The following is a 25,041-nucleotide window of genomic DNA, read 5'->3' on the forward strand; positions in this document are numbered from 1 at the left end:
TCAGTCTCCATTTAAGTAGCCAAGACAAACCCAAACGCCTGCATGATTGCAGGCGTTTCAAATCAGGGGGACTACCATGTTAGACCGTACACCATCTCGTGAACTTCAAGAACATCTTTGGGTTTTCCCTATGGATTATCCGATTAAACTGATTGGCCTTGCGGGCGATGAATTGCGTCATGCTGTCATTGATATTTTTCTAAAACATTTTCCAGATTTTGAAGGTGATAGCGTCAGTATTACGCCATCACGTACTGGAAAATACCATTCCATTACCGCACAACTGCGCTTTTTGGAACTGGAACAGGTTCATGCAGTATATGCAGATTTGGCCGCTTGCCCGCTAATTAAAACAGCACTGTAATCGAAAATACAAAAGACACGCTTCCGGGCGTGTTTTTTTTATGCCTATACATCGCTAAGATACCCATGAAATATTGCTGATCTCACCCCTATTTCATGCCGAAATCATTATAATTATGACCAGTTTTTTATAATTACCAAGGACACTTCCTGTGACTGATGTGCTGCAAAAGCCCGAGCTGATCATTCGTCAATATCACGACCTCACACCTTATGAAGATCGTTTTCTGGAAATGAAAACATTTACGGAAACCCGTGATGAACATAGCCCGGATCAATTGTGGATTTTGCAACATCAGGATGTACTGACTCAAGGTCAGGCAGGCAAACCGGAACATATTTTAATACCAAGCAATATTCCGGTGATTCAGACCGATCGTGGTGGTCAGGTGACCTGGCATGGTCCCGGTCAATTGGTGGCTTACTTCATGTTTGACTTGAATCGTCTGGGCTGGAATGTGCGCACGCTGGTGTCTTATACTGAAAACCTGATGATCGAATTGCTAAAAAAATATGGCATTAATGCCTATGCCAAACCGGATGCCCCCGGGGTTTACGTTGCTGAACGCAAAATTGGCTCACTTGGTTTTAAAATTCGCAAAGGCCGTAGCTATCATGGTTTGTCCCTAAATCTGGATTGTGATCTGAGCGGATTCAACACCATCAATCCTTGTGGCTATGCAGGACTGGAAATGGTACGCATGAGTGACCTGCTCGAACAACCACCCCAGTTTAGCCAGTTGTGCACTGAAATTATTGAAACTTTGCGCCACAGCGGGTACTTTAAGCAAATAACTGTCGAGCAAAGATAAAGCCTTTGCATTTCAACCCCAAATAAATTAGAGTATTTACTCTAAACTAATAATATTGAGATAGGGATCATCACGTGATTGCGACTAAATCCGTAAAACCCGCTTTGCAGCTTGCCTATGTCAAACTCATGATGGATGTGATTGGCCGAGGTCTGGTCATGGCAAGTCAGGTGGATGAAGAAATCAAACAGGAAGTGGCCCACTTTCCAGAAAATTTTACTCTTTCCATGAAAGTCTTTCCGCATGGCCCAGCCTTTGTGGCGCGGGTCACTGAGGACAAACAACTGGAACTGGTCAAAAATCTGGAAAAAGCACCTGATTTGATCATTACCTTTAAACATCTGCATCATGCCTTTCTGGTGTTTTCTTTTCAGGAAAGCACCTCACAGGCTTTTGCCCATGACCGCATGATTGCTGATGGCGATATTTCCAATGCCATTCGTCTGGTACGCTGCCTGAATAAAATGGAAGCACTGATTTTGCCGAAAATGGTGGCACAACTGGCAGTGAAAGAATATCCAAGCAATCTGAGCCTAAAAGAAAAACTAAGCGAAGCGAGCAGCATTTATCTGAAAATCGCTCAATCCTATTTGAAACGGAGTGTATAACATGGCTAAACCTTATTATGAATTTTTCTGTCCGGTCAAAGTGATTGCCGGTCATGCCGCGTTAGAACATATTCCGTTTGAACTTGCGACTTTGGGGGCCAAACGTCCGCTGATCATTACCGACAAAGGTGTACGCGCCAACAATCTGCTGGCACCGATTGAAGCTGCATTTGAAATGGCGGATGCTGCAATTGTAGCGATTTTTGATGATGTACCACCCGACTCTAGCTTGGGTACAGTACGCAGTGCAGCAAAGCTGTATCGCGAAAATCATTGTGATGCGATCATTGCCGTGGGCGGCGGTTCAGTCATTGATACCTCTAAGGCAACCAATATTCTGGTCTCTGAAGGCGGTGATGACCTGCTGAAATATTCAGGTGCTCACAACCTGCCTAAACCGCTGAAACCGTTCTTTGTGATTCCAACCACGTCTGGTACAGGTTCAGAAGTGACCATGGTCGCTGTCGTGTCGGACACTGAAAAGAACGTCAAAATGCCGTTCGCCTCTTATTACCTGATGCCGCATGCTGCAATTCTGGATCCCCGCATGACCCAGACCTTGCCGCCGCATTTAACCGCCATGACCGCAATGGATGCGATGACTCATGCGGTTGAAGCTTATACCTGCATGGCAGCCAATCCAATTTCGGATGCTTATGCGACTGCAGCAGTCAAGAAGATCAGTACCCACCTATTTAATGTACTAGACAATCCTTCCGATGCACAAGGCCGTCTAGAACTGGCTCAGGCATCGACCATGGCGGGAATTGCATTTTCCAACTCGATGGTTGGCATTGTGCATTCACTGGGGCACTCATTGGGTGCAGTGGTACACCTGCCGCATGGTTTATGCATGAACTTATTCCTGCCTTATGTACTGGAATACAATAAAGAGGTCAATGGCGATAAAATCGCAGATTTGCTCCTGCCTTTGGCGGGTGCCGATATTTATGCACAAACGCCAGCGCATCTACGTGCTGACAAAACCATTGCAACGATTCTAACCATGCGTGACCGCATTTACAGTCTCACCAAATTACCGCGCACATTACGTGAAACCGGTAAGATTTCTGAAGCCCAGCTCGATGAAGTGGCAGAGAAAGCCCTGAATGATGGTTCCATCATTTATAACCCGAAAGAAGCCACCCTGGAAGATTTAAAATCTATCTTAAAAAAGGCTTGGTAATTACTGAAAAATAAGCCAATATAGCCGAAATTCTAGCCTGATGTTTTTTTAAACATCAGGCTTTTATCTTGCATAAGAAAAAATTCGATTTCTTTTTTTGAATGGCACATTTTATGCAGGACAAAAGTCAAAAAAATAGCTAGCAAAAGCCGTTCTTTTCAAGTAGATTGGCGGACTTTTATAGAAAACTGTAGGGGGGATCGTTCGTCTCAAACGATCCTTATAAATATGACTGATCCTTGATCAACGATTAAGAGGATAACGCCGTTGACTAATATCTCTGGGACTCAATCGGCAGCTAAACTGCAAAAAACGCTGGGACTCTGGCACATCATTATTATTGGTTTAGCTTATATTCAACCCATGACCTTGTTTGATACATTTGGTCTGGTATCTGAAGAAAGTAACTTTCACGTTCCTACCTCTTACATTTTTGCACTGATTGCAATTTTGTTAACCTCCTTGAGCTATGGTCATATGATTCGTCGCTACCCTTCTTCGGGTTCGGCCTATACCTATGCGCAAAAATCTATCCACCCGAACGTAGGTTTCATGGTGGGTTGGTCATCCTTGCTGGATTACCTGTTATCGCCAATGGTCAATATCATTCTGGCGGTGATTTATCTGGAAGCACTTTTCCCAGACATGAACCATTGGGTTTGGGTCATTGGTTTAACAGCATTTATGACCGCGATTAACCTTCGTGGTGCGAGATTTGTTGCCAACTTCAACAGTATGATTGTATTCGTACAATTGGGCGTCATTGCATACTTCACCTGGATGGTTTACCAACTTCTGGAAGGTGGCGTGAATGCAGACGGCACACTGGTCGATGCAAAGTATCAACTGTGGAGTTTAGAGCCATTCTGGAATGAGTTTACTTCTGTTGCTGCCCTGATTACCGGTGCAACCTTACTGTGTTTCTCATTCACAGGTTTTGACTCTTTAAGTTCTCTTGCTGAAGAAACCAAAGATACTGAGAAAACCTTACCTAAAGCGATTTTCTTGACTGCATTGTTGGCAGGTATCATCTTCATCATCAGCACTTACTTCATGCAGATCTTCTTTCCGAATGATCCAAAAACTTACTTTGAAGATATCGCTGCAACACAGCCTGATATTTTACAAGCTGTCGGTGGCGTGGCGTTTAAAACAGTCGTACTTTACTTCGCAATTGTGACAGTAATGGCTTCTGGTATTTCAGCACATGCGGGTGTATCTCGTCTGATGTACGTGATGGGTCGTGATGGCGTAATCAACAAGAAGATCTTCGGTCATATTAGTCCGAAAAACTACACACCTTCATACAACATCCTGATCGCTGGTGCAGTGGCTTTAACTGCTGGCTTTATGGATCTTGATTTTGTGGTGTCATTGATCAGCTTTGGTGCCTTAACGGCATTCAGTTTCGTCAACTTGTCGGTGATTTCACGTTATGCATTACGTGATGGTCGTACCAAGAGTGCCAAAGAGATCATGAACTTTGTCGTGGTTCCTTTACTTGGCTTCATTTCAGTCTTTGCATTGTGGTTAGAAGTCGATGAAGCTTCGCTTAAATACGGTCTGATCTGGGCATTTGGCGGTATCTTGTACTTAGGTTATAAAACCAAAGGCTTCAAGCACCCTGCTCCTCAGCACAATGAATTTGATGAAAAATAATGTCGTTCTAATTCAAATAAAAAAGGCGCTTCATGCGCCTTTTTTATGTTTTTCATTTTTTGATTTAACTAACGTAGATAACAATCAAAACCCATCTGGGTATTAACCCGATTATTTTCATAACCTAGTTTTTCAATAAACAGACTGCGATTAGACAATAACTTTTGCTCTTCCGGACCTAAACGGGCTCTATTTTTGATAGCCAGTTGATACATTTCATCTACGACATCCTGAAAAATGTCACAGACTTCTTCACGCTTGGCTGGCTTTAATTTACGCCCTCGCCAGGTCCATTGAAAATCATCTGCATCCAAGCTCTGCCCCCATTTTTCAATACGCGTATCTAAGCGTTTTTGCATGTTGAGCAAACCCTGCTGTATTTCCGCTTGAGTAATGGGTTGAACTTCCTTTGTTGCCGATGTGGCAGCACTGCCCTCTTCCGCATTCACGGAAGCCGCAACAGTTCCAAGACAACATACGATGACAAGTTTTACTAGAGGCTTCAAAGCTGCACCTTTTGTTATATTTGATAAAGTTATAAATTCAAGCATACAACGAAGTGAAAAGCAGTTTATCTATTTGTTACACAAAATAAAAAAGCCACCCAAAGGCAGCTTTTAGAATCATCACAAATTTCAGCTTAAAGCGTTTTAAAACCTTGCTGACGCCAAGCTTCGTAGACAATTACTGCAGTGGCATTCGACAAGTTCAAACTTCGGGAGTTTTCTGCCATCGGTAAACGAATCCAGTGCTTTTGCGGAAACATCATACGAACATGTTCAGGCAGACCACGAGTTTCCGGACCCATTAACAAGGCCACAGGACGGTTTAAATCCGAAGTATGCGGTGTTTCAGAACCTTTGGTGGTCAATGGATAGATTGCATCCAGCCCAATGCCTTTGCTTGCCAAATCGGCCAGACAGTCTTCGATGTTTTCCCAAATCTGCATATTGGCATATTCGTGATAATCCAGACCGGCACGTTTCAGCTTTTTGTCATCCAACTCAAAACCCAGCGGCTTGACCAGATGTAACTGTGCTCCGGTATTGGCACACAGACGAATAATATTGCCTGTATTTGCAGGAATTTCAGGCTCATATAAAACAACGTGGATCACAGCTTACTCACTCAATATATTTAATTCAGACACAACATTCGTCTTGCGCTCGGGCAAAGCAGTGCTTTGCTTATCCTCGCTCATGCCATTGCAATTGTTCACGTAAGCGTACAACTTCACCAATAATGGTCAAAGTCGGGGCTTGAATCTGATGTTCGGACACTTTGGATGCAATATCAGCAAGCGTTCCTACTACAACTTTCTGTTCAGGCGTCGTACCTTTAGAAACCAAGGCCACTGGCATGTCGGCTCGCTGACCATGAGCGATTAATTCTGCACAGATTTTCTCCAGTCCCACCAACCCCATATAAAGCACTAAGGTCTGGTTTTCATAGACCAACTCACTCCAAGGCAATTCTGGCGAACCTTCTTTTAAGTGACCGGTCAGGAAACGCACACTTTGCGCATAATCACGATGGGTTAATGGAATACCGGCATAGGCTGAACATCCTGAAGCTGCGGTAATCCCTGGAACCACCTGGAAAGTAATCCCAGCAGCAAATAGCTCTTCAATCTCTTCACCGCCACGCCCGAAGATAAATGGATCTCCGCCTTTCAGACGACAAACCCGCTTTCCTTCACTGGCATATTTGACCAATAAAGCATTAATCCCATCTTGCGGAACCGCATGATTGGAACGTGCCTTACCCACATAGATCTTTTCCGCATCACGGCGGCATAGCTCCATAATTGGTGCAGATACCAGTCGGTCGTAAATCACCACATCGGCTTGCTGCATCAAACGTAAGGCTTTTAAGGTCAACAATTCTGGATCACCCGGACCCGCACCGACCAAGTAGACTTCACCTTTTGGCTTTTGCCACTCTTGTAATGCTTGCTCGATCAGGCGATCTGCTTCCGCGATATTGTCGTTGAACACCTGTTCTTTTAGCGGACTGGCATATAAATCTTCCCAGAAAATACGGCGTTCATCCGGATTGACTATTTTAGCCTTAACCGCACTGCGCCATTTTCCTGAAAACTCAGCCAGCTTGCCCATTCCATGCGGAATAGTGGTTTCTAGCTGGGTACGAATCTGGCGGGATAGCACCGGTGAAGTACCGTTACTGGCTACAGAAATAACTAACGGTGAACGGTCAATAATCGCAGGAACCATAAAGCGGCAATGCGGTGGATCATCGACGCTATTGACCAGGACATTTTCCGCTTCACACAGTTCAAAGACCTGACGATTGGTCTCTGCATCGTCAGTTGCCGCAATTACCAGTCGATATGGACGTAATGCAACTTCAGGATGAAAAGCTGCCTGCACATAGTGTCCTTGGCTATTTTGCACAATTCGCAGCAGACTCTCTTCAATTTCAGGCGCAATGACATGAATAATCGCACCTGCTTTTTGAAGTAAAAGTGCTTTACGGTATGCAATATGTCCACCACCGACAATCAGACAAGGTTGCTGTTGCAACTTTAACGAGATTGGAAAAATATCCACGAACTACCTCAAAATTTTAAATCTGACTGTCTATGCAATTTTCATGCACATTTAGGGATGCTGAGATCGACAATTAGTCGATATAAGTCGCACCACCCATATATGGACGTAATACTTCAGGAATCTCAATCGAGCCATCAGCGCGTTGATAGTTTTCCATCACTGCAAGTAAAGTACGACCCACGGCCAGACCTGAACCATTCAAGGTATGTACAAATTCAGTTTTCTTCTGATCAGCACGGTAACGCGCTTTCATACGACGCGCCTGGAAATCACCCATGTTTGAACAAGATGAAATTTCACGGTAAGTATTTTGGCTTGGTACCCAAACTTCCAAGTCATAAGTCTTGGTCGCACCAAAGCCCATGTCACCACCACAAAGTAAAATTTTACGATATGGAAGTCCAAGTGCCTGCAAAATGCCTTCAGCATGGCCAGTCAATTCTTCAAGCACTTGCATCGAAGTTTCAGGTTTTACAATCTGAACCATTTCGACTTTGTCGAATTGGTGCTGACGGATCAAACCGCGGGTATCACGACCATAAGAACCTGCTTCGCTACGGAAACATGGCGTGTGCGCTGCATATTTCAGTGGCAGACGGTCTGCATCAATAATTTCATCACGTACGAAATTCGTCACTGGCACTTCAGCAGTTGGAATCAGATAAAACTCTTTTTCGCCCTGCAGCTTAAACAGATCTTCTTCAAATTTAGGCAGCTGACCAGTCCCACGCAATGAATCTGCATTGACCAGATAAGGCACATAGGCTTCGGTATAACCATTTTGATCAGTATGCGTATTTAGCATGAACTGGGTAATGGCACGTTGTAAACGCGCCAATGGACCTTTCAATACACTGAAGCGTGAACCAGTTAATTTGGTCGCGGTTTCAAATTCAAGACCGCCCATCATTTCGCCCAGATCCGTATGGTCTTTGATTTCGAAATCAAATTCACGCGGTGTACCCCATTTCAGGATTTCCACGTTATCGCTTTCGTCTTTACCTTCAGGCACAGCTTCATCTGGCAAGTTTGGAATAGATAATAATTTTTCTTGAAGCTCAGCTTGCAGTTCAGCCAGTGCTGCTTCAGCCGCTTTGATTTCATCACCAATCGCAGACATGCGCGTCATGATTTCAGATGCGTCGCCACCTGCTTTTTTAATTTGACCGACTTGTTTGGCACCGGCATTACGTTCAGCTTGCAGTGTTTCTGTCTTGGACTGAATCTCTTTACGGCGTGCTTCTAGGGATGCCCACTCTTCAACATTGAGTTGAACACCACGTTTTGCCAAGGCTACATTTACAGCCTCAATATTATTTCTGAGTAATTTCGGGTCGATCATAATCAATCTTTGCAGAAGAAAAAAACTGGCTATAGTGTAAGCTCTTAGCATTAAAAAATACAGTGACCAAGACCACGGCTGCGTCCTATTAGCACAATATTTAGGAAGCTGTCTGCTGCAAAATGGCTAAATATTCAGGGCGAATCACTTCATTTAAATCCGCATATGACACTTTTAATTCAGGCATTCCTGCTGCTGCCGGAGCTAGTTCGCCTGCCGGATACACCATCACCAGACCTGTTGTATCAAAATAATAGTTATCACTCAATTTTAACTGCTGTTGTTGAATACCCTGCGTATTCAGCCATTGAGTATTGGTTCGATACATCGCATTCAGCAGTTTCTGCTCACCGCCATTTAATAACAGTTGAGACAAAGCCAAACGTTTTTTCTGTTTTAGATCAAAATTGATATATTCCACATGTTTCAGAGAAGCATTTTTGTTCCTTGCCAGATTGGAACTTTTTAAGGAAAAAGTCGCCAAATAAGCACGCTGACCGACAAATTCCACCTTGATAAAGCGCTGATCCAGATAATGCGGCTCATCGGCTTTTTTAGGATTTTTCTGGGTGACCTTGGTGAATGCAACAGGTTCGGTATGCTGAATGCGCTCAATAAAATATTGATCAATCCAGTCAATATTACTGTCCACCGTTTGTAGATCGAAGCGTACGCAACCTTCCAGTTCACACACCACTTTGGCTGCCCCTTTCACAGGAACGGTCTTGGCTTCAATTTGCGTAATCCGATCTGCTTGCGCGAGCGTTGCCACTGAGCTGGAGTGAGGCTGACAACCCATCATACCCACAGTGAGTAACAAGACAGCGTAAATTTCAGCAGTTTTCAATAGATTAATTTTCATCCTGAGCTCCCAAAATTTTACAATTTCATTGACTCGACTTTTATTTATTCTAAGATGCTCTCCTGTTTAGATATAGCTGAACCTTGTAGCCTGTCCAAAACAATCCAGATGATCGGCAATAAAAAAGCAACCTCGAAAGGTTGCTTTTTTTAGTTGGTTCATATTGATGCTTATTGATCAATAATGTCCGTACCTTTTGGTGGAGTAAAGTTAAAGGTAGAGGCTGGAATACTGCTATTTACTTTTACATTGCTAAATTTGATATTAGTGGTTTGTCCCAATGAATCCTGCAAGATCATCAAGCTTGGTGCTTTGTTCGCGCCAAAGCTAATGGTCAGGCTTTCAAACACACCATCGGTATTTTTAGGATACAGCGTGTAATAGGTTTTGCCTTTATTTGGCTGAGTCACCCGGTAAGACTGCATAATCTGGCTGGTGTTTCCTGACAGCAATAACGCCGGCGTATTGGCAACCTGCTCATCTAAGCTTTGACGAACGGCTTGCTGCAAGTCCGGATCATAAATCCATACGGTTTTACCCGTGGTTGCAATGACTTGCTTCGACGGTGCGGTCGTTTCCCAATAGAATTTACCTGGACGCGCGACTTTCATCACCCCTTTAAAGGTTTGATTCATATGTTGTGCAGTCAAACCTTTTTTCTGGGTCGCTCTTGGATTGGTTACCTTGGTGCTTTGTTCGAAATTTGCAGTCATGCTACGCACATGATTGAGCTGCTTGACCAGACTGGCTGTTGCCTGTTGCTCCGAAGCTGCCACAGGTGCAGCAAACACGGTTGTACTCATCACCGGTGCTAAAGTCACTGCACCCAGAGCCATAGCACAGACGGTTTTACGAAGCATATTCATAATTTCACCTTTATATTTTGCGTGATCGCAATTTATTTGATAGCTCATCTTAAACGAAAATTAAAAGCTAAAATGATAGAAAATAAGAACTTTTGTATTGTTATTAATTCGAAACCGGTTTTTTTGTTCATCATTATGAAGATTTCAGGACAATTTTTACATTATGGAATGTCGCTTAATCTGCCTATTAATTTTCAGGCATAAAAAAACCCACAATAACTGTGGGCTTTTTTCTATCTCAGCGAATTACGCGTCAACAGATACGTAGCGACGGCCGAATTGACCTTTCACTTCGAATTTTACTACGCCATCAGCAGTAGCAAATAATGTATGGTCACGACCCATACCAACGTTTTGACCAGCGTGGAATTCAGTACCACGTTGACGAACGATGATGTTACCTGCAGTTACAGTTTGACCACCGTAAACTTTAACACCTAACATCTTAGGATTCGAATCACGACCGTTCTTAGTCGAACCACCGGCTTTTTTAGTTGCCATGTCTATTTACTCCTCGTAATTAGCCTGAAATAGCTGTAATTTTCAACTCAGTGAACCATTGACGGTGACCTTGTTGTTTACGGTAGTGTTTACGACGACGCATTTTGATGATGCGGATTTTGTCGTGACGACCATGGCTAACTACTTCAGCAGTTACAGTAGCACCAGCAACAACTGGAGCACCGATTTGAATGCTTTCACCGTTAACAAGCATCAATACGTCATCAAACGTAATAGTCGCGCCAGTTTCAGCTTTCAATAATTCTACTTTAAGGGTTTCACCCTCAACTACACGGTGCTGTTTACCACCGCTTTGGATTACTGCGTACATAATGTACTCCAAACAAGCCCGTGTCGTCGTGCCGATAAAGGAATATATCGAACTTAAGACGTACGCCACTGGGGGGATATCTAAGGGCGAGGATTTTAAGGGATATTCAAAAAAACAACAAGCCATTTTACTGAAATAATAATGAGCAGGATGCGCTAATTATTTAACTATTAAATAATTTCTATCAAATCAAATACTCAAGATATATTCAGCAACAAAATAATACAGCAGAAATCCGGCCAGTTTGATTAATATACTCAGCCTGATGAATAGGGCGACGCCCTGACCTTTCCTAATTTTTTATGGCTCGAAATATGGATCGAATCTACATAAGATCCATAAAAAGCTGATTTTTAGTGGAGTTTATGCATTTCTTAGGTTTCACTCATGTTATAAATTGTTAAACTACGCCCAGCGATTTACCAGACTAGAGGTTTTCTTTCACATGACCATCGACTTTAAGCAAGACATTCTCGCGCCTGTTGCTAACGACTTTGCTGCGATGGACACATTCATTAATGAAGGAATTACCTCAAAAGTTGCATTAGTGATGGCCGTCAGCAAACATGTGGTAGAAGCGGGTGGCAAACGTATGCGCCCGATTATGTGCCTTTTGGCCGCCAAGGCATGCGGTGCTGAAAATTTAGAACCGCACCGTAAACTGGCTGCAATCATTGAAATGCTGCATACCGCAACATTGGTGCATGATGATGTAGTAGATGAATCGGGCCTGCGCCGTGGCCGCCCGACGGCCAATGCGACCTGGAATAACCAGACTGCGGTTTTAGTCGGTGACTTTCTGATTTCACGTGCTTTTGATTTGCTGGTCGATCTGAACAACATGGTGTTGCTCAAAGATTTTTCGACCGGTACCTGTGAAATTGCTGAAGGTGAAGTACTGCAACTACAATCCCAGCATCAACCGGAAACCACTGAAGCGACTTATTTGAATATTATTCATGGCAAAACTTCGCGCCTGTTTGAACTGGCCACCGAAGGTGCTGCCATTTTGTCGGATAAAGATGAATTCCGTCAGCCTTTAAAAACCTTTGCCGGACATTTCGGCAATGCTTTCCAGATTATTGATGACATTTTAGATTACACCTCCGATGCGGACACGCTCGGCAAAAATATTGGTGATGATCTCATGGAAGGTAAACCGACCCTGCCATTGATTGCGGCACTGAAAAACACCACCGGTGAGCAACATGAAATCATCCGTCGCAGTATTGCGACTGGCGGTACGGAACATCTGGAACAGGTCATTCAAATTGTCAATGAATCTGGTGCGCTGGATTATTGCCGTCAACGTGCTACAGAAGAAACTGAAATTGCAATTGATGCCTTACAGGCATTACCTGACTCCGAATATCGTCAGGCCCTGATTAATCTGGCCAAACTGGCCCTACACCGAATTCAGTAACTTTTAAACTCGCCTATGCATATTAATTTTCTAGATCTTTTTCAAAACATGCAACACCAGCTTGAACAACCTCGGGCGGTGCTGGATGAAAATCTTCTGATTGAACTGGTTGAAAGAATCAGACCTGAAGACAGCAGAAATACCGAAGAGATCGAAGCGAAATTCAATGCATTTATCCGGGCTTTATTACTCACCCCGAATGCGGTTGCCACGCTTCAAACCTTTACCCTGCGGATCATTAACCGCTATAAACAGACCGGTCTGTTTTCCGATACCGGCATTTTGTCTCTAGATGGATTCTGGAACCAGCTAAACCAGCGCCTTGGTGCACATGTCTTGCCGCTGATTCCTGACCATCAACAACTTCAGGAATTATTTCGCAAGGTTTTTTATCAACGTACTGATAAATACTGGCTAGACTATTTTGATGAAGATGACTGGCAACGTTTATTTGCAGTCCTGAATCAGGGACATTCCAATCAACCTGAAAAAACCCGGATTAAAGACCAGCTAATCAAGGCACTGACCATTTTGTCGTACCGGATCAGTGGTATTGGTCTGCACCCTGAATTTATTAATGCCCAGCCTGAACTGATGGAATACGAATCTCCCTTTCTGGTGCAGAATCGTGAGATTAACGAGTTTATTCAGGAATATAAAAAACGTTATAACACAGTCACCCTGGTCGATTCGATTACCCCACCGGATGCCTCACAAGCGCTGGTGATGCTGGAACAATGTCATGATGTCGTGGCCAAGATTCGCCGTTCTACCAAGCGGACTGGCGTCAGTGTCAGCCTGACCTATATGCTGGCACTGCTAGAACAGTGTCTGGAACGGGTTGAGATTCTGCTGAATATGGTTATGGATGACGATGATCTGCGTTATCAATCCATTGGCCTGTTTATGGCGGACATTACTGAAGCAATTTATAGTGAACGCAGTGTGCGGGCCCTGCTGGCTACCAATAGTGAACTTTTAGCTTTACAGGTAACTGAAAATGCCAGCAAGACTGGTGAACATTATGTGAGTACCGACAAGCAAGGCTTTCTGGCCATGTATAAATCGGCTGCAGGGGCTGGTGCCATCATCGCAACGATGGCCACCTTAAAAGTTCTGATGACACGCCTCACCATGGCCCCTTTGATGCAGGCCTTTAGCTATAGCATGAACTATTCACTAGGTTTTATGCTGATTCATGTGCTGCATTTTACCGTGGCAACCAAACAACCGGCGATGACTGCCGCTGCACTGGCTGCTACCGTACAGCAGCGTAAAGGCTCGAAAATGGCTCAAATTGCCGAGCTGGCTGCGCTGATTGTAAATATCATCCGCACCCAGTTTGTCGCCATTTTGGGCAATATTTCTATTGCAATTCCCGTAGCAGCATTGATTACCCTGCTGTGGGATTTTGCGCTGCATGAACCTTTAATGAATCATGCCAAGGCTGCCAAAACCCTGCATGACCTGAATCCGTTTACTTCGTTGGCAATTCCGCATGCAGCGATTGCCGGAGTATGTTTGTTCCTGTCCGGATTATTGGCCGGTTATTTTGACAATATGGCCGTTTATCGCAAAGTCGGCCCGCGACTGAAAGCCCATGTGCGTTTATCGCAGCTGATGGGGCAAGAGCGTCTTTACCGTTTTGCTGACTATATTGAACGTAATCTGGGTGCACTGGCGGGTAATTTTATTTTCGGGATCATGCTCGGCAGTATGGGCACCATTGGTTTTATTCTCGGTCTGCCACTGGATATTCGCCATATCGCCTTTGCCTCTGCCAACTTTATTCAGGGTCTAATTACGATCAATGGTCCCGATATCGGCTTGATCGTAGTGTCTTTTTTGGGTGTGTTACTCATTGGCCTGACCAACTTGTTTGTCAGTTTCACTCTGACGATTATTGTAGCATTACGCGCACGCCGGGTGCGTTTTGAACAGTGGAAACCTTTGGCAAAACTGGTCATGACGCACTTCCTGACCCGACCTAGTGATTTCTTCTGGCCACCCAAGCAAAGCATTGAAATTGACGAAAATCATACATCGACAAAAACTCAAAACTGAGATAATTACACTATATTTAGCAACAAATTCCTTACGAAAAAAATGGAATTCGCATAAAATACGCACACTTGAAAAAAAGTGTACTGACAAGTACACTTTGCTTCAGACAATTGACCGATCTGCGAACGGTTAAAAGGACAAGGATTTTAGGCATGCATTACTTGTTACTTTTTGTCGGTATTTTATTTTTAATTTTCAGTGTGTTCATCCTGAATATTCCCGCTTTAAGCAAGCTCGACTTGCAGGCTGTGGAATGGATGAGTCTGTATCGCACCGAGTTTTGGAATCAAATTACTCAGTCCTTATCCCTAATAGGTGGCATGCCATTTGTATTATTTTTATCCACACTATGGTGTATTGCATTGCTGTGGTATAAAAAGTATACAAACGCAATTTTTATATGTATCGGAATTATCGGAGGAATTCTCCTAGCTTGGCTGTTGAAATTTACGATTGCCCGACCCCGACCACCAGAATCCTTGCATCTGGTTGAAAGCTTTGGAAGTTCCTTTCCAAGTGCCCATAGTCTATATGCGGCCTGTCTGGCTTGTCTGGCAATTTACATCCATCGGCAACATTCCCGTTATACCCTCATCGTAATAGGTGCAGTGGTATGGATGCTGATGATGGGGATCTCAAGAGTTTATCTGGGCGTACATTTTCCTTCAGATGTCATATCCGGCTGGAGTATCAGTTTTATTTGGATTTCGTTGTGGTATATGGTCTGGATCAGATATTGCGCGGCTCACAAATAAGAAAATTTAGATATAAATCTAATTAGAGGTGGAATAATGATGTCTGCAAAGCTTTGGGCACCTGCCCTGACTGCTTGCGCATTGGCAACAAGTCTTGCACTTGTTGGTTGTAGCAAAGATCCTAAAGAGGGCCAGCAAGCTGGTGCTCAACAACAAATGCCACCGACTGAAGTCGGTGTTCTTGTTGCACAACCGCAAAGTGTAGAGCAGTCTGTAGAGCTCTCAGGTCGTACAACAGCATTTGAAATTTCAGACGTACGTCCACAAGCCAGTGGCGTGGTGCTTAAACGCTTGTTCACGGAAGGCAGCTATGTGCGTGAAGGTCAGGCCTTATATGAAATCGATTCAAGCACCAACCGCACTACAGTAGACAATGCCCGTGCAGCGATTGCCCGTGCTGAAGCCAATCTGGGCGTATTGCGTGTGAAGGAAGGCCGTTACCGTCAACTGGTCGGTACCAATGCCATTTCCAAACAGGAATATGATGACATCGCGGCACAGGTCAAACTGGCTGAAGCTGATTTGAATGCCAATCGCGCAACTTTGCGTAATGCAGAAATCAACTTGGGCTATTCGACTGTACGCGCGCCGATTTCAGGCCAGACCAACCGTTCGTCTGTGACGGCAGGTGCTTTGGTAACAGCGAATCAGCCAGAGCCATTGGTGACGATTCAGCGTCTGGATCCAATCTATGTAGATATCAACCAGTCAAGTGCCGAGCTTTTACGTTTACGTCAACAGCTTAATCAAGGCAGCTTGAACAGCTCGAACAACACCAAAGTCAAGTTAAAGCTTGAAGATGGCAGTATCTACCCGGTTGAAGGCCGTCTTGCATTCTCTGATGCCAGCGTGAACCCTGAAACAGGTACTGTGACTTTACGTGCAGTATTCCCGAACAAAAATCACCTGCTTCTACCAGGTATGTTTGCCACTGCACAAATCGTACAGGGTGAAGTACCGAATGCTTTCCTGATTCCGCAAGCAGCTTTGACTCGTACCCCAACAGGTCAGGCGATGGCGATGCTGGTCGGTGCTGACAATAAAGTGACGCCACGTCCAGTGACCACCGTTGGTTCCCAAGGCAGCAACTGGATTGTGACCGAAGGTCTGAATCCAGGCGATAAAGTGATTGTAGATGGTATTGCGAAAGTAAAACCTGAACAGCAAGTTGTACCAAAACCTTATCAACCTCAAGCTGCTGCGCCACAAGGTGCTGCACCGCAACAGCCTGCAACGAGCGAGAAAAAGGCAGATGATACTAAAGAGAAACCTGAACAAAAACCTGCTGCAAATGCATAAGGAGTAATGGTTCATGGCTCAATTCTTTATTCATCGCCCGATTTTCGCTTGGGTGATTGCATTGGTGATTATGCTGGCGGGTATTTTAACCATCAGCAAAATGCCGATTGCACAATATCCAACCATCGCGCCACCCACCGTGACTATTTCTGCGACTTATCCGGGTGCATCTGCTGAAACTGTTGAAAATACAGTGACCCAGATCATCGAGCAGCAGATGAACGGTATGGATGGCTTGCGCTATATCTCGTCTAACAGTGCGGGTAACGGCTCTTCGTCTATTTCCTTGAATTTTGACCAGGGTGTCGATCCTGATATCGCACAGGTTCAGGTTCAAAACAAATTACAGTCTGCGACTGCCCTGCTGCCTGAAGATGTACAGCGTCAGGGTGTGCGGGTGACCAAATCGGGTGCCAGCTTCCTGCAAGTTTTGGCATTCTATTCGCCTGATAGCAGCCTGACCGCAGATGACATCAAAGACTATGTGAACTCGAATATTGCTGAGCCTTTAAGCCGTGTGGCCGGGGTCGGTGAAGTTCAGGTCTTTGGTGGTTCTTATGCGATGCGTATCTGGCTGGATCCAGCCAAGATGGCCAGCCTGCAAGTAACGCCAAGTGATATTGCTACTGCAATCCGTACCCAGAATGCACAGGTTGCGGTAGGTCAGTTGGGTGGTGCGCCTGCAGTTCAAGGACAAGTGTTAAATGCGACGGTAACGGCTCAAAGTCTGTTACAAACGCCGGAACAGTTCAGCAATATCTTCCTGAAAAATGCCACTTCTGGTGCACAGGTTCGCTTAGGTGATGTTGCACGAGTTGAACTCGGTGCAGATAACTATCAGTTCGATTCTAAATTTAATGGCAAACCGGCTGGTGGTGTAGCAATTAAACTTGCGACTGGCGCCAATGCCCTAGATACCGCACAAGCGGTTGAAGAGCGTTTAAAACAGCTACGTCCGAACTATCCGCAAGGCATGGTCGACCAACTGGCGTTTGATACAACACCATTTATTGAACTATCGATTAAGAGTGTGGTTAAAACCCTGATCGAAGCGATTATTCTGGTGTTCTTGGTCATGTTCCTGTTCTTGCAGAACTGGCGTGCCACGATCATTCCAACCATGGCGGTTCCAGTCGTAGTATTGGGTACCTTTGCCGTCATTAACATCTTTGGCTTCTCGATTAATACCCTGACCATGTTTGCCATGGTATTGGCGATTGGTCTTCTGGTCGATGACGCGATTGTTGTGGTCGAGAACGTCGAACGGGTCATGGTGGAAGAACATCTCGATCCGGTGGCTGCAACTGAAAAATCGATGAAACAGATTTCTGGCGCATTGATTGGTATTACCTCGGTGCTGTCGGCAGTATTCGTTCCAATGGCTTTCTTCGGTGGAACCACCGGGGTCATTTATCGCCAGTTCTCGATTACGCTGGTCACAGCGATGGTCTTGTCACTGGTGGTTGCCTTAACCTTTACCCCTGCCCTGTGTGCGACTCTGCTGAAACAGCATGATCCGAACAAGCCAGAAAGTAATGGTATTTTTGCGCGTTTCTTCCGTTGGTTTAATAGCAGTTTTGACAAGGTTTCTGTGAAATATCAGGGCGGCGTCAACCGCATGACGCACAGCAAGATTTTCTCAGGCGTGGTGTATGCCGTGGTACTGGGTATTATTGTGCTGTTGTTCCAGAAACTGCCTTCTTCGTTCCTACCGGATGAAGACCAGGGCGTGGTCATGACGCTGGTTCAGTTACCGCCAAATGCAACTTTGGAACGTACCGACAAAGTGGTCAGCACCATGACCAACTATTTCTTGGAAAACGAGAAAGAGCATGTCGAGTCCGTCTTTAGTGTGGCAGGTTTCTCCTTCACGGGTGTAGGACAAAACGCAGGTCTGGCATTTATTAAACTGAAAGACTGGTCAGAGCGTCACAGTCCGGAATCTCAAGTCGGTGCCATTATTCAACGTGGTATGGCGCTGAACATGATTGTCAAAGATGCGTCTTACATCATGCCACTGCAATTACCTGCAATGCCTGAACTGGGTGTGTCGGCTGGCTTTAACTTACAGCTCAAAGCTGCAAGTGGTCAAAGTCATGACCAGCTCCTGGCAGCACGTAATACGATTCTCGGTCTAGCAGCACAAGACTCGCGTCTGGCTGGTGTGCGTCCAAATGGTCAGGAAGATAATCCACAGTACCGTGTCATTGTCGATCATGCACAAGCCGGTGCATTGGGCGTGAGTGTTGCTGAAATTAACAGCACCATGGGCATTGCTTGGGGCGGTTCGTATATCAATGACTTCATTGATCGCGGTCGTGTCAAGAAAGTCTATGTTCAGGGTGAAGCTGGCTCGCGGATGATGCCGGAAGATCTTGATCAATGGTATGTGCGTAATAATCGCGGTGAAATGGTGCCATTCTCGGCATTTGCCACAGGCGAATGGACCTACGGTTCTCCACGTCTTGAGCGTTATAACGGCGTATCGTCCATGAACATTCAGGGTACACCTGCTCCGGGTATCAGCTCGGGCGATGCGATGGTGGCCATGGAAGAAATTGTAGCGAAGTTACCAGAAATGGGCTTGCAAGGTTTCGATTTCGAATGGACAGGTCTATCTTTGGAAGAGCGTGAATCTGGTGCGCAAGCTCCGTTCCTGTATGCCTTGTCACTGCTGATTGTCTTCCTGTGTCTGGCAGCCCTGTATGAAAGCTGGTCAATTCCGTTCTCGGTTCTACTGGTGGTGCCATTGGGTATTGTCGGTGCATTATTACTCACCTTTGGTGGAATGGTGCTGCTGCAAAATCCAAACCTGTCGAATAACATTTACTTCCAGGTGGCGATTATTGCCGTGATTGGTCTTTCTGCGAAAAACGCGATCTTGATTGTCGAGTTTGCGAAAGAATTGCAGGAACAAGGTGAAGAGTTATTTGAAGCGACCTTGCATGCGGCAAAAATGCGTTTACGTCCAATTATCATGACCACATTGGCCTTTGGTTTTGGTGTATTACCTCTTGCTCTGGCTTCAGGTGCGGGTGCAGGTAGCCAGCACTCAGTCGGTTATGGTGTACTCGGCGGCGTGATCAGCTCGACCCTGTTAGGTATCTTCTTTATCCCGGTATTCTACGTGTGGATTCGAAGTGTCTTTAAATACAAACCAAAACAACAAAATCAGGAGTATAAGTCGTAATGCAAAATGTATGGTCTATTACAGGTCGTAGCATTGCGGTATCTGCCCTTGCGCTTGCTTTGACGGCTTGTCAAAGCATGCGCAGTCCAGAGCCGGTTGCGCAGGCAGATATCCCGAGCAGCTATACCAATGCGTCTGGTACTTCTGTAGCAGAACAAGGTTATAAAAACTTTTTTGCTGATCAGCGCCTGTTACAGGTGCTGGATCTGGCATTAAACAATAACCGTGATTTGCGTATTGCTGCCCTCAATATTCAACGAGCTCAGCAACAGTATCAGATTACTGAAAACAACCAGTTACCGACGATTGGTGCCAGTGGTAGCGTATTACGCCAGGACACCATGAATTCCCAGAATCGTGGTGCAGTGACGACTTATAATGTCGGACTGGGTGTAACTGCGTATGAACTGGATTTTTGGGGACGTGTCCGCAGCTTGCGTGACAATGCGCTAGATAACTTCTTAGCGACCCAAAGTGCTCGAGATGCGACGCAAATTGCCTTGATTGGTCAGGTGTCTCAGGCTTGGCTTAGCTATTCGTTTGCCAATGCCAATCTGGCTTTGGCTGAACAAACGCTGAAAGCCCAGCTTGAATCGTTCAATCTGAACAAGAAACGTTTTGATGTCGGGATTGATAGCGAGCTTCCAGTGCGTCAGGCGCAAATTTCGGTTGAAACCGCACGTAATGATGTTGCGAATTATCGCACTCAGGTAGCACAGGCACAAAACCTGTTAAACCTGCTGGTCGGTCAGCAAGTGCCTGCGAATTTATTACCAGCACAACGCGTGACCCGCATCACTTCCAATACTGCATTGGGTTCAGGCTTGCCAAGTGATCTATTGATCAACCGTCCAGATGTTCGTGCAGCAGAATACCGCCTGTCTGCGGCAGGTGCCAATATTGCGGCAGCACGTGCACGTCTGTTCCCGACAATTAGTTTGACCGGTTCAGCAGGTTATGCCTCTACTGATTTAGGCGACCTGTTTAAATCAGGTAGTTTTGCCTGGTCATTTGGTCCGAGTCTGGATATTCCAATTTTTGATTGGGGTACCCGTCAGGCCAATATCAGTATTTCTGAAACCGATCAGCAAATTGCCTTGTCAGATTACGAAAAGTCGATTCAGACTGCTTTCCGTGAAGTAAATGATGCCTTGGCAGTACGTCAGAATATTGGTGATCGTCTGGCAGCTCAGCGCCGTCTGGTCGAAGCAACCAACACCACCTATCGCTTGTCTCAGGCACGTTTCCGCGCCGGAATTGACAGCTATCTGACTGTACTGGATGCACAGCGTGCGTCTTATGCAGCAGAACAAGGTTTGTTATTGCTTGAACAGGCCAATCTGAACAATCAGGTTGAAGTCTACAAAACCCTGGGGGGCGGCTTGAAAGTCAACACGACGGATACCTTGCCGAATACCCCGTCTGTGTCTGAACAGCGCCGTGCGGCAGAACAGCCAGCGCAATAAATTCTAGACAGATCAAGAAAAGCTCACTTCGGTGGGCTTTTTTTTATTGCATTTTCAAGGCAGTTTTCCTATTGTCATAGACCAGCAATTTATTTAGAAAACATGCACATGTTACTTAGCAATCTGGAATCTGTACCGGGTCATACCATTCGCCAGCAAATTGATGTGGTGTATGGCAGTACCGTACGCAGCAAACATGTCGGACGTGACTTACTGGCCGGCCTGAAAAATATTGTCGGTGGTGAGCTTACCGCCTATACCGAACTGCTGGAAGAATCCCGTCAGGAAGCCATGAACCGCATGATTGAAAAAGCCCGTAGTATGGGTGCCAATGCGATTGTCGGCATTCGTTTCTCGACCTCTAATATCGCCCAAGGTGCTTCTGAACTCTTTGTTTATGGGACAGCCGTAGTCGTTGATCCGATCATGCCGAAATTGCCCGACCCTTTTCCGCAGGCAGATTAAAGCATGGATGGTTTAATTCTCCAGATCATCATTTTTGCCATTCTGTTTAGTGTTGGTTTCGGTTTTGGACGTTATAACGAAGGTAAACATTTTCGTTATCTGGATGAACAGGAACAAAGTCTGGCCTATATCCGGGTGAACAATAGCCGCTTCGTTGTGTCTGAATATTCCGGACAGATGATCAGCAGCAATGTGGTCATTTCCCATGATTATTTTAAATATGCGATTGCCAATGTGCAGAATATGCTGGGTGGCCGTCTGACCAGCTATGAAAGTGTAGTAGAACGCGCACGACGTGAAGCGATTGTACGTTTAAAACTGGAAGCCGAAAAAATTGGTGCGACTCAGATTATGGGCATTCGGCTCAGCACGACTGAACTCGGTATGCAAGGTGGCATGGTGGAAGTCTTTGCTTATGGCACTGCAATCCAACAACCCGCTCAATCCGTTTAAACATCAGTTCAGAAAAAATCTATTGAGATAATCACGCCTGCTACGCGATCCGCGCAGTCAAATGACTCAACTCGAATCAGTTCGACACCTTTAGGATGAAATGTCGTAGAGGAAATAACTCAGACCGTTGCAATCTTCTTTATTGCAAACGGTTCTGTGCTAGGATCTTGAGAAGTCAGCAAAATAAATATAAATGACATGATGCAGTTTCTTCAGTCTATAAAAACGGCACTTCAATCCCGTCTGTATTTCTTTATTATTTTCCCAGCCATCATTGGATTTTATCTGATTTTACAGACCCTTACCCCTTTGAGCTGGTCAAGCTGCCTATTGATCAGCTGGAATATCGCGATTTACGCTTATTTATTATTGACCATAAAAAAACTCTGGCTTATTGATCATGCTCATATTCTGCAACGCGCCATGCAACAGGATGCCAGTAAATGGATCATTCTGTTTCCGGTGATCATCACCCTGATCATGTGTTTCATTGCGATTATTATTGAAATTAATCATTTACCCAAAGATACCACCATCCGGACCGGCCATTTAATCTTGTCAATTCTGACCATTATTTCAGCCTGGTTCTTGATGCATACGGTTTTTGCAATTCATTATGCGCATGACTTTTATTTGGCACTCGACAAACAGCAACAAGGTGGTCTAGATTTTCCCAATACCACCAGACCGACTTATCCAGACTTTCTATATTTTAGTTATATCATCGGGACTTCTGCGCAAACTGCAGATGTATCCATTACTTGCCAATCCATGCGGGTTTTAAATACCCTACATTTGCTTTTGGCTTACGGATTCAATACCACCATTCTGGCCATCAGCATTAATGTAACGGCAAACTTTATCAGTAATTAAGCTGGGTTTCTTAGATAGTGGCAGTACCCTGAAAATGGCGATCTACCGCCCAAATGACTACCACCACCCAGGTGTATACATGACCAGCTTTTAAATTAGGTCAATCACACTTTTTGATTGCTTCAAGCGGTGAGACCCTTACGCAATTCATCTTCGACGATGCTGAGTTCAATTTCACTAAATTTACGAATCTCACCTTCAGCATGCTTTTCTAGCATGCCACCCAGCAAAGGTACTTTGACTTTGACTGTCCAGTTTAACTGAAACTGGATCTGATCTTCATCTCCAGTGACTGCACGCTGACAGATGGCCTCGATCGGCAAGTTCGCACCGAGTTGTACCGTCGAAGTCATTTCATTCAGATCGCTGACATCGGTACGCTGCAAGCGGAATGCATCTTTGAGTAATTTTTTTGCGATATCCGGAATATTAACATCCAGATTATAAGCGCGTTTCAGGGTATACATATGCCCCTGCTTTTCCGAAACCAGGATTTCCAAGTTTTGCGCAGGAATTCGATGGCAAACTGCCTCATGCAAACGAATATCATTGGCCAAACGCTTAAATTCATCAATAGACACGCCATTGATAATTGCTTTCACGGTGAACTGATGTGCCATGCTATTTTTTCCTTATTTTTATTACGATATTCGCCTATGCCACTCTCGGCTGATGCGAATAAAAATCAGATACAGAGATGACTCTGCAATTTATATCAACTTTATAGCGGATGTCATTATTCTTTTATCGGGAAATTCCGGCAGCCCGGTCAATGTTTGCAACATAGTTTTACTGAAAGCTGTGCCTGTCCACAGCTGATCTGTAGCTGCGCTTCGCCATAATAAATCACGGCATGAAACTCATCGGCACCATCATCTAGACCGGAAATATAGTATTCTGTACCAACCGGAAAATCCTGCAACCAGTCAACCTTATAAAAATCCGAGACCGAATCAAACTGCAAATACTGTTCAGGCTCAGCTTGGATCTTCATCGCCAGAGCAATAAACTTCTGTAATTGTGCTTGATGAAAATCAATGATCATAGTATTTCTGCCTTTTTAGTCCGGATCATTGCTCGCCAGACTTCGTACATTTTAAATGACTATTTCGAGGATACGACTCGCGAGTTTTGAGGTTTTTCTAGCGCAAGATTATGGCTTAAAGGAGATAAATTATATGGGCTATTTCCGCCAAGGGGCAGAAAAAATCTGAGCTAAGGCATGAGATACCTTTTCTGAATTACAATGGCTTAAGTACATAGCCTGAGATCTTCAATCGTACAGAATGACTGAAAGTGGTGTTCTAAGCACAGTCAGAATGCAAAAGTTCCCTGCGGATTTCCTGCCGGTGCTCTTCTCCAAAACGGTCGACATGTGCATAGAATACGCCATAGCGACCGACATAATATTCCAGTGACTGATCATAAAAATTCCAGAAAATAGACCATTCGCCTAAGTCCATCTGACGAATCTGGGTGCCACTGTGCATCGGCATTTTTTGTAATAGTTCTTGCTGTAACTGTTCGGCCTGTGCCCGATTCTCAATATGCACCTGCCGTTGAAAGAATAGCTGTGCCACATCGTCAAACAGTTCCAGTTCATAAGCATCCACCAGATGTACTTGCTGCTCTTGCTCGATGACCTCTTGCTCTGTCATGCTGGAAATCTGTGCCGGTTTTTCTGGACGCTGACGCGCCAGATGGCGCTGAGCTTTATAGATCTTTCTGCCGACGATCCAGGCAGCATTCAACATGAATAAAACACATAACAGGAGCAGTAATTTCAGCATGGTGGATGATCTCATGTGACTAATTTTATTTTTATGGTTATAGGATCAAGATTCATTTGAATAGTCCCTTTTGACTCAGCATACGTCTATTTTTTATACAGTGCAAACTTGAGGCATATTTTTACTATTTATCTCCTCTGCTTGCTCATTTGTGCCCAGA

At 44.8% G+C, this 25,041-nt stretch carries 25 protein-coding genes; 14 read left to right on the plus strand and 11 right to left on the minus strand.

All coding sequences use genetic code 11. The features are described from left to right. Positions 1 to 76 precede the first annotated feature (76 nt). The 5 genes from G4D73_RS05495 to G4D73_RS05515 all read left to right on the plus strand — a co-directional run bounded on the left by G4D73_RS05495 (position 77) and on the right by G4D73_RS05515 (position 4,628). Positions 77 to 364, plus strand: a complete 288-nt coding sequence (locus G4D73_RS05495) for a YbeD family protein (protein ID WP_004280625.1) — start codon at positions 77 to 79, stop codon at positions 362 to 364. Between the two features lie 151 nt (positions 365 to 515). After that, positions 516 to 1,175 (plus strand): lipoyl(octanoyl) transferase LipB, encoded by a 660-nt coding sequence (gene lipB, locus G4D73_RS05500; RefSeq protein ID WP_213687557.1) that lies wholly within the window; start codon positions 516 to 518, stop codon positions 1,173 to 1,175. Positions 1,176 to 1,249: 74 nt separating this feature from the next. Then, entirely contained in the window at positions 1,250 to 1,783 is a 534-nt protein-coding gene (locus tag G4D73_RS05505) for a hypothetical protein (RefSeq protein ID WP_004645797.1), read from the plus strand. A 1-nt stretch (position 1,784) separates the two neighbouring features. Beyond that, the gene (locus G4D73_RS05510; protein WP_004280629.1) at positions 1,785 to 2,969 is read left to right on the plus strand and encodes an iron-containing alcohol dehydrogenase; all 1,185 of its coding nucleotides are present in this window, start codon (positions 1,785 to 1,787) and stop codon (positions 2,967 to 2,969) included. A gap of 267 nt (positions 2,970 to 3,236) precedes the next feature. Next, positions 3,237 to 4,628 carry an APC family permease gene (locus tag G4D73_RS05515; protein ID WP_153566830.1) on the plus strand — a complete coding sequence of 464 codons (1,392 nt, stop codon included), beginning with the start codon at positions 3,237 to 3,239 and terminating at the stop codon, positions 4,626 to 4,628. A 68-nt stretch (positions 4,629 to 4,696) separates the two neighbouring features. Here the strand turns inward: G4D73_RS05515 and G4D73_RS05520 are convergent, their stop codons facing one another. From G4D73_RS05520 to rplU, 8 genes are all read right to left on the minus strand, one after another. Beyond that, entirely contained in the window at positions 4,697 to 5,179 is a 483-nt protein-coding gene (locus G4D73_RS05520; protein ID WP_213687558.1) for a hypothetical protein, read from the minus strand. 89 nt (positions 5,180 to 5,268) lie between these two features. Beyond that, a complete protein-coding gene (locus G4D73_RS05525; protein WP_005106302.1) occupies positions 5,269 to 5,745 on the minus strand; it encodes a tRNA (cytidine(34)-2'-O)-methyltransferase in 477 nt (158 codons plus the stop codon). Positions 5,746 to 5,815: 70 nt separating this feature from the next. Then, positions 5,816 to 7,198 carry a siroheme synthase CysG gene (gene cysG, locus G4D73_RS05530; RefSeq protein WP_213687559.1) on the minus strand — a complete coding sequence of 461 codons (1,383 nt, stop codon included), beginning with the start codon at positions 7,196 to 7,198 and terminating at the stop codon, positions 5,816 to 5,818. 73 nt (positions 7,199 to 7,271) lie between these two features. After that, positions 7,272 to 8,543, minus strand: coding sequence for a serine--tRNA ligase (gene serS, locus G4D73_RS05535; protein ID WP_213687560.1), 1,272 nt, complete (start codon positions 8,541 to 8,543; stop codon positions 7,272 to 7,274). Between the two features lie 100 nt (positions 8,544 to 8,643). Further along, positions 8,644 to 9,405 (minus strand): RsiV family protein, encoded by a 762-nt coding sequence (locus G4D73_RS05540; protein ID WP_213687561.1) that lies wholly within the window; start codon positions 9,403 to 9,405, stop codon positions 8,644 to 8,646. Between the two features lie 170 nt (positions 9,406 to 9,575). Then, positions 9,576 to 10,271 carry an outer membrane lipoprotein chaperone LolA gene (gene lolA, locus G4D73_RS05545; protein ID WP_004280638.1) on the minus strand — a complete coding sequence of 232 codons (696 nt, stop codon included), beginning with the start codon at positions 10,269 to 10,271 and terminating at the stop codon, positions 9,576 to 9,578. Between the two features lie 246 nt (positions 10,272 to 10,517). After that, on the minus strand, positions 10,518 to 10,772 hold the full coding sequence (gene rpmA / locus G4D73_RS05550; protein WP_004280639.1) for a 50S ribosomal protein L27: 255 nt from the start codon (positions 10,770 to 10,772) through the stop codon (positions 10,518 to 10,520). 19 nt (positions 10,773 to 10,791) lie between these two features. Then, positions 10,792 to 11,103: a 50S ribosomal protein L21 gene (gene rplU, locus G4D73_RS05555; RefSeq protein WP_004280640.1), complete on the minus strand. Its 312-nt coding sequence runs from the start codon at positions 11,101 to 11,103 to the stop codon at positions 10,792 to 10,794. Between the two features lie 445 nt (positions 11,104 to 11,548). Here rplU and sdsA point away from each other — a divergent pair, with 445 nt between their 5' ends. From sdsA to G4D73_RS05600, 9 genes are all read left to right on the plus strand, one after another. Further along, on the plus strand, positions 11,549 to 12,526 hold the full coding sequence (gene sdsA / locus G4D73_RS05560) for an All-trans-nonaprenyl-diphosphate synthase (protein WP_004280641.1): 978 nt from the start codon (positions 11,549 to 11,551) through the stop codon (positions 12,524 to 12,526). 15 nt (positions 12,527 to 12,541) lie between these two features. Next, positions 12,542 to 14,590 carry a site-specific recombinase gene (locus G4D73_RS05565; protein ID WP_005106296.1) on the plus strand — a complete coding sequence of 683 codons (2,049 nt, stop codon included), beginning with the start codon at positions 12,542 to 12,544 and terminating at the stop codon, positions 14,588 to 14,590. Between the two features lie 152 nt (positions 14,591 to 14,742). After that, complete coding sequence (locus tag G4D73_RS05570) at positions 14,743 to 15,345, plus strand: phosphatase PAP2 family protein (protein ID WP_195725702.1); 603 nt, start codon at positions 14,743 to 14,745, stop codon at positions 15,343 to 15,345. A 36-nt stretch (positions 15,346 to 15,381) separates the two neighbouring features. Further along, the gene (locus G4D73_RS05575; RefSeq protein ID WP_071850753.1) at positions 15,382 to 16,644 is read left to right on the plus strand and encodes an efflux RND transporter periplasmic adaptor subunit; all 1,263 of its coding nucleotides are present in this window, start codon (positions 15,382 to 15,384) and stop codon (positions 16,642 to 16,644) included. A 13-nt stretch (positions 16,645 to 16,657) separates the two neighbouring features. Then, positions 16,658 to 19,834 (plus strand): efflux RND transporter permease subunit, encoded by a 3,177-nt coding sequence (locus tag G4D73_RS05580; protein ID WP_213687562.1) that lies wholly within the window; start codon positions 16,658 to 16,660, stop codon positions 19,832 to 19,834. Next, a complete protein-coding gene (gene adeK, locus G4D73_RS05585) occupies positions 19,834 to 21,300 on the plus strand; it encodes a multidrug efflux RND transporter AdeIJK outer membrane channel subunit AdeK (protein WP_213687563.1) in 1,467 nt (488 codons plus the stop codon). Before G4D73_RS05580 ends, adeK begins: the two co-directional genes overlap by 1 nt. Positions 21,301 to 21,408: 108 nt before the next feature. Then, a complete protein-coding gene (locus tag G4D73_RS05590) occupies positions 21,409 to 21,765 on the plus strand; it encodes a YbjQ family protein (RefSeq protein ID WP_005104015.1) in 357 nt (118 codons plus the stop codon). Between the two features lie 3 nt (positions 21,766 to 21,768). Next, the gene (locus tag G4D73_RS05595; RefSeq protein WP_213687564.1) at positions 21,769 to 22,218 is read left to right on the plus strand and encodes a YbjQ family protein; all 450 of its coding nucleotides are present in this window, start codon (positions 21,769 to 21,771) and stop codon (positions 22,216 to 22,218) included. A gap of 198 nt (positions 22,219 to 22,416) precedes the next feature. After that, positions 22,417 to 23,091 (plus strand): DUF1345 domain-containing protein, encoded by a 675-nt coding sequence (locus tag G4D73_RS05600; RefSeq protein ID WP_213687565.1) that lies wholly within the window; start codon positions 22,417 to 22,419, stop codon positions 23,089 to 23,091. Positions 23,092 to 23,213: 122 nt separating this feature from the next. Here G4D73_RS05600 and G4D73_RS05605 read toward each other — a convergent pair whose 3' ends face one another. The 3 genes from G4D73_RS05605 to G4D73_RS05615 form a co-directional block, all read right to left on the minus strand. Then, entirely contained in the window at positions 23,214 to 23,711 is a 498-nt protein-coding gene (locus G4D73_RS05605) for a DUF2505 family protein (RefSeq protein WP_004280652.1), read from the minus strand. Between the two features lie 149 nt (positions 23,712 to 23,860). Further along, entirely contained in the window at positions 23,861 to 24,136 is a 276-nt protein-coding gene (locus G4D73_RS05610; RefSeq protein WP_129716285.1) for a hypothetical protein, read from the minus strand. 259 nt (positions 24,137 to 24,395) lie between these two features. Beyond that, complete coding sequence (locus G4D73_RS05615; protein WP_044108560.1) at positions 24,396 to 24,881, minus strand: hypothetical protein; 486 nt, start codon at positions 24,879 to 24,881, stop codon at positions 24,396 to 24,398. Between the last annotated feature and the right edge of the window lie 160 nt (positions 24,882 to 25,041).

Source organism: Acinetobacter sp. WY4 (assembly GCF_018438165.1).
In the GTDB taxonomy this organism is placed as follows: domain Bacteria; phylum Pseudomonadota; class Gammaproteobacteria; order Pseudomonadales; family Moraxellaceae; genus Acinetobacter.

What these genes read in the sequence shown, in the direction of transcription:
- G4D73_RS05495 (WP_004280625.1), top strand. Translation starts at nt 77, where the DNA reads ATGTTAGACCGTACACCATCTCGTGAACTTCAAGAACATCTTTGGGTT.
- G4D73_RS05510 (WP_004280629.1), top strand. Translation starts at nt 1,785, where the DNA reads ATGGCTAAACCTTATTATGAATTTTTCTGTCCGGTCAAAGTGATTGCC.
- G4D73_RS05520 (WP_213687558.1), bottom strand. Translation starts at nt 5,179, where the DNA reads ATGCTTGAATTTATAACTTTATCAAATATAACAAAAGGTGCAGCTTTG.
- serS (WP_213687560.1), bottom strand. Translation starts at nt 8,543, where the DNA reads ATGATCGACCCGAAATTACTCAGAAATAATATTGAGGCTGTAAATGTA.
- G4D73_RS05540 (WP_213687561.1), bottom strand. Translation starts at nt 9,405, where the DNA reads ATGAAAATTAATCTATTGAAAACTGCTGAAATTTACGCTGTCTTGTTA.
- lolA (WP_004280638.1), bottom strand. Translation starts at nt 10,271, where the DNA reads ATGAATATGCTTCGTAAAACCGTCTGTGCTATGGCTCTGGGTGCAGTG.
- rpmA (WP_004280639.1), bottom strand. Translation starts at nt 10,772, where the DNA reads ATGGCAACTAAAAAAGCCGGTGGTTCGACTAAGAACGGTCGTGATTCG.
- rplU (WP_004280640.1), bottom strand. Translation starts at nt 11,103, where the DNA reads ATGTACGCAGTAATCCAAAGCGGTGGTAAACAGCACCGTGTAGTTGAG.
- sdsA (WP_004280641.1), top strand. Translation starts at nt 11,549, where the DNA reads ATGACCATCGACTTTAAGCAAGACATTCTCGCGCCTGTTGCTAACGAC.
- G4D73_RS05565 (WP_005106296.1), top strand. Translation starts at nt 12,542, where the DNA reads ATGCATATTAATTTTCTAGATCTTTTTCAAAACATGCAACACCAGCTT.
- G4D73_RS05570 (WP_195725702.1), top strand. Translation starts at nt 14,743, where the DNA reads ATGCATTACTTGTTACTTTTTGTCGGTATTTTATTTTTAATTTTCAGT.
- G4D73_RS05575 (WP_071850753.1), top strand. Translation starts at nt 15,382, where the DNA reads ATGATGTCTGCAAAGCTTTGGGCACCTGCCCTGACTGCTTGCGCATTG.
- G4D73_RS05580 (WP_213687562.1), top strand. Translation starts at nt 16,658, where the DNA reads ATGGCTCAATTCTTTATTCATCGCCCGATTTTCGCTTGGGTGATTGCA.
- adeK (WP_213687563.1), top strand. Translation starts at nt 19,834, where the DNA reads ATGCAAAATGTATGGTCTATTACAGGTCGTAGCATTGCGGTATCTGCC.
- G4D73_RS05590 (WP_005104015.1), top strand. Translation starts at nt 21,409, where the DNA reads ATGTTACTTAGCAATCTGGAATCTGTACCGGGTCATACCATTCGCCAG.
- G4D73_RS05595 (WP_213687564.1), top strand. Translation starts at nt 21,769, where the DNA reads ATGGATGGTTTAATTCTCCAGATCATCATTTTTGCCATTCTGTTTAGT.
- G4D73_RS05600 (WP_213687565.1), top strand. Translation starts at nt 22,417, where the DNA reads ATGATGCAGTTTCTTCAGTCTATAAAAACGGCACTTCAATCCCGTCTG.
- G4D73_RS05605 (WP_004280652.1), bottom strand. Translation starts at nt 23,711, where the DNA reads ATGGCACATCAGTTCACCGTGAAAGCAATTATCAATGGCGTGTCTATT.
- G4D73_RS05610 (WP_129716285.1), bottom strand. Translation starts at nt 24,136, where the DNA reads ATGATCATTGATTTTCATCAAGCACAATTACAGAAGTTTATTGCTCTG.
- G4D73_RS05615 (WP_044108560.1), bottom strand. Translation starts at nt 24,881, where the DNA reads ATGCTGAAATTACTGCTCCTGTTATGTGTTTTATTCATGTTGAATGCT.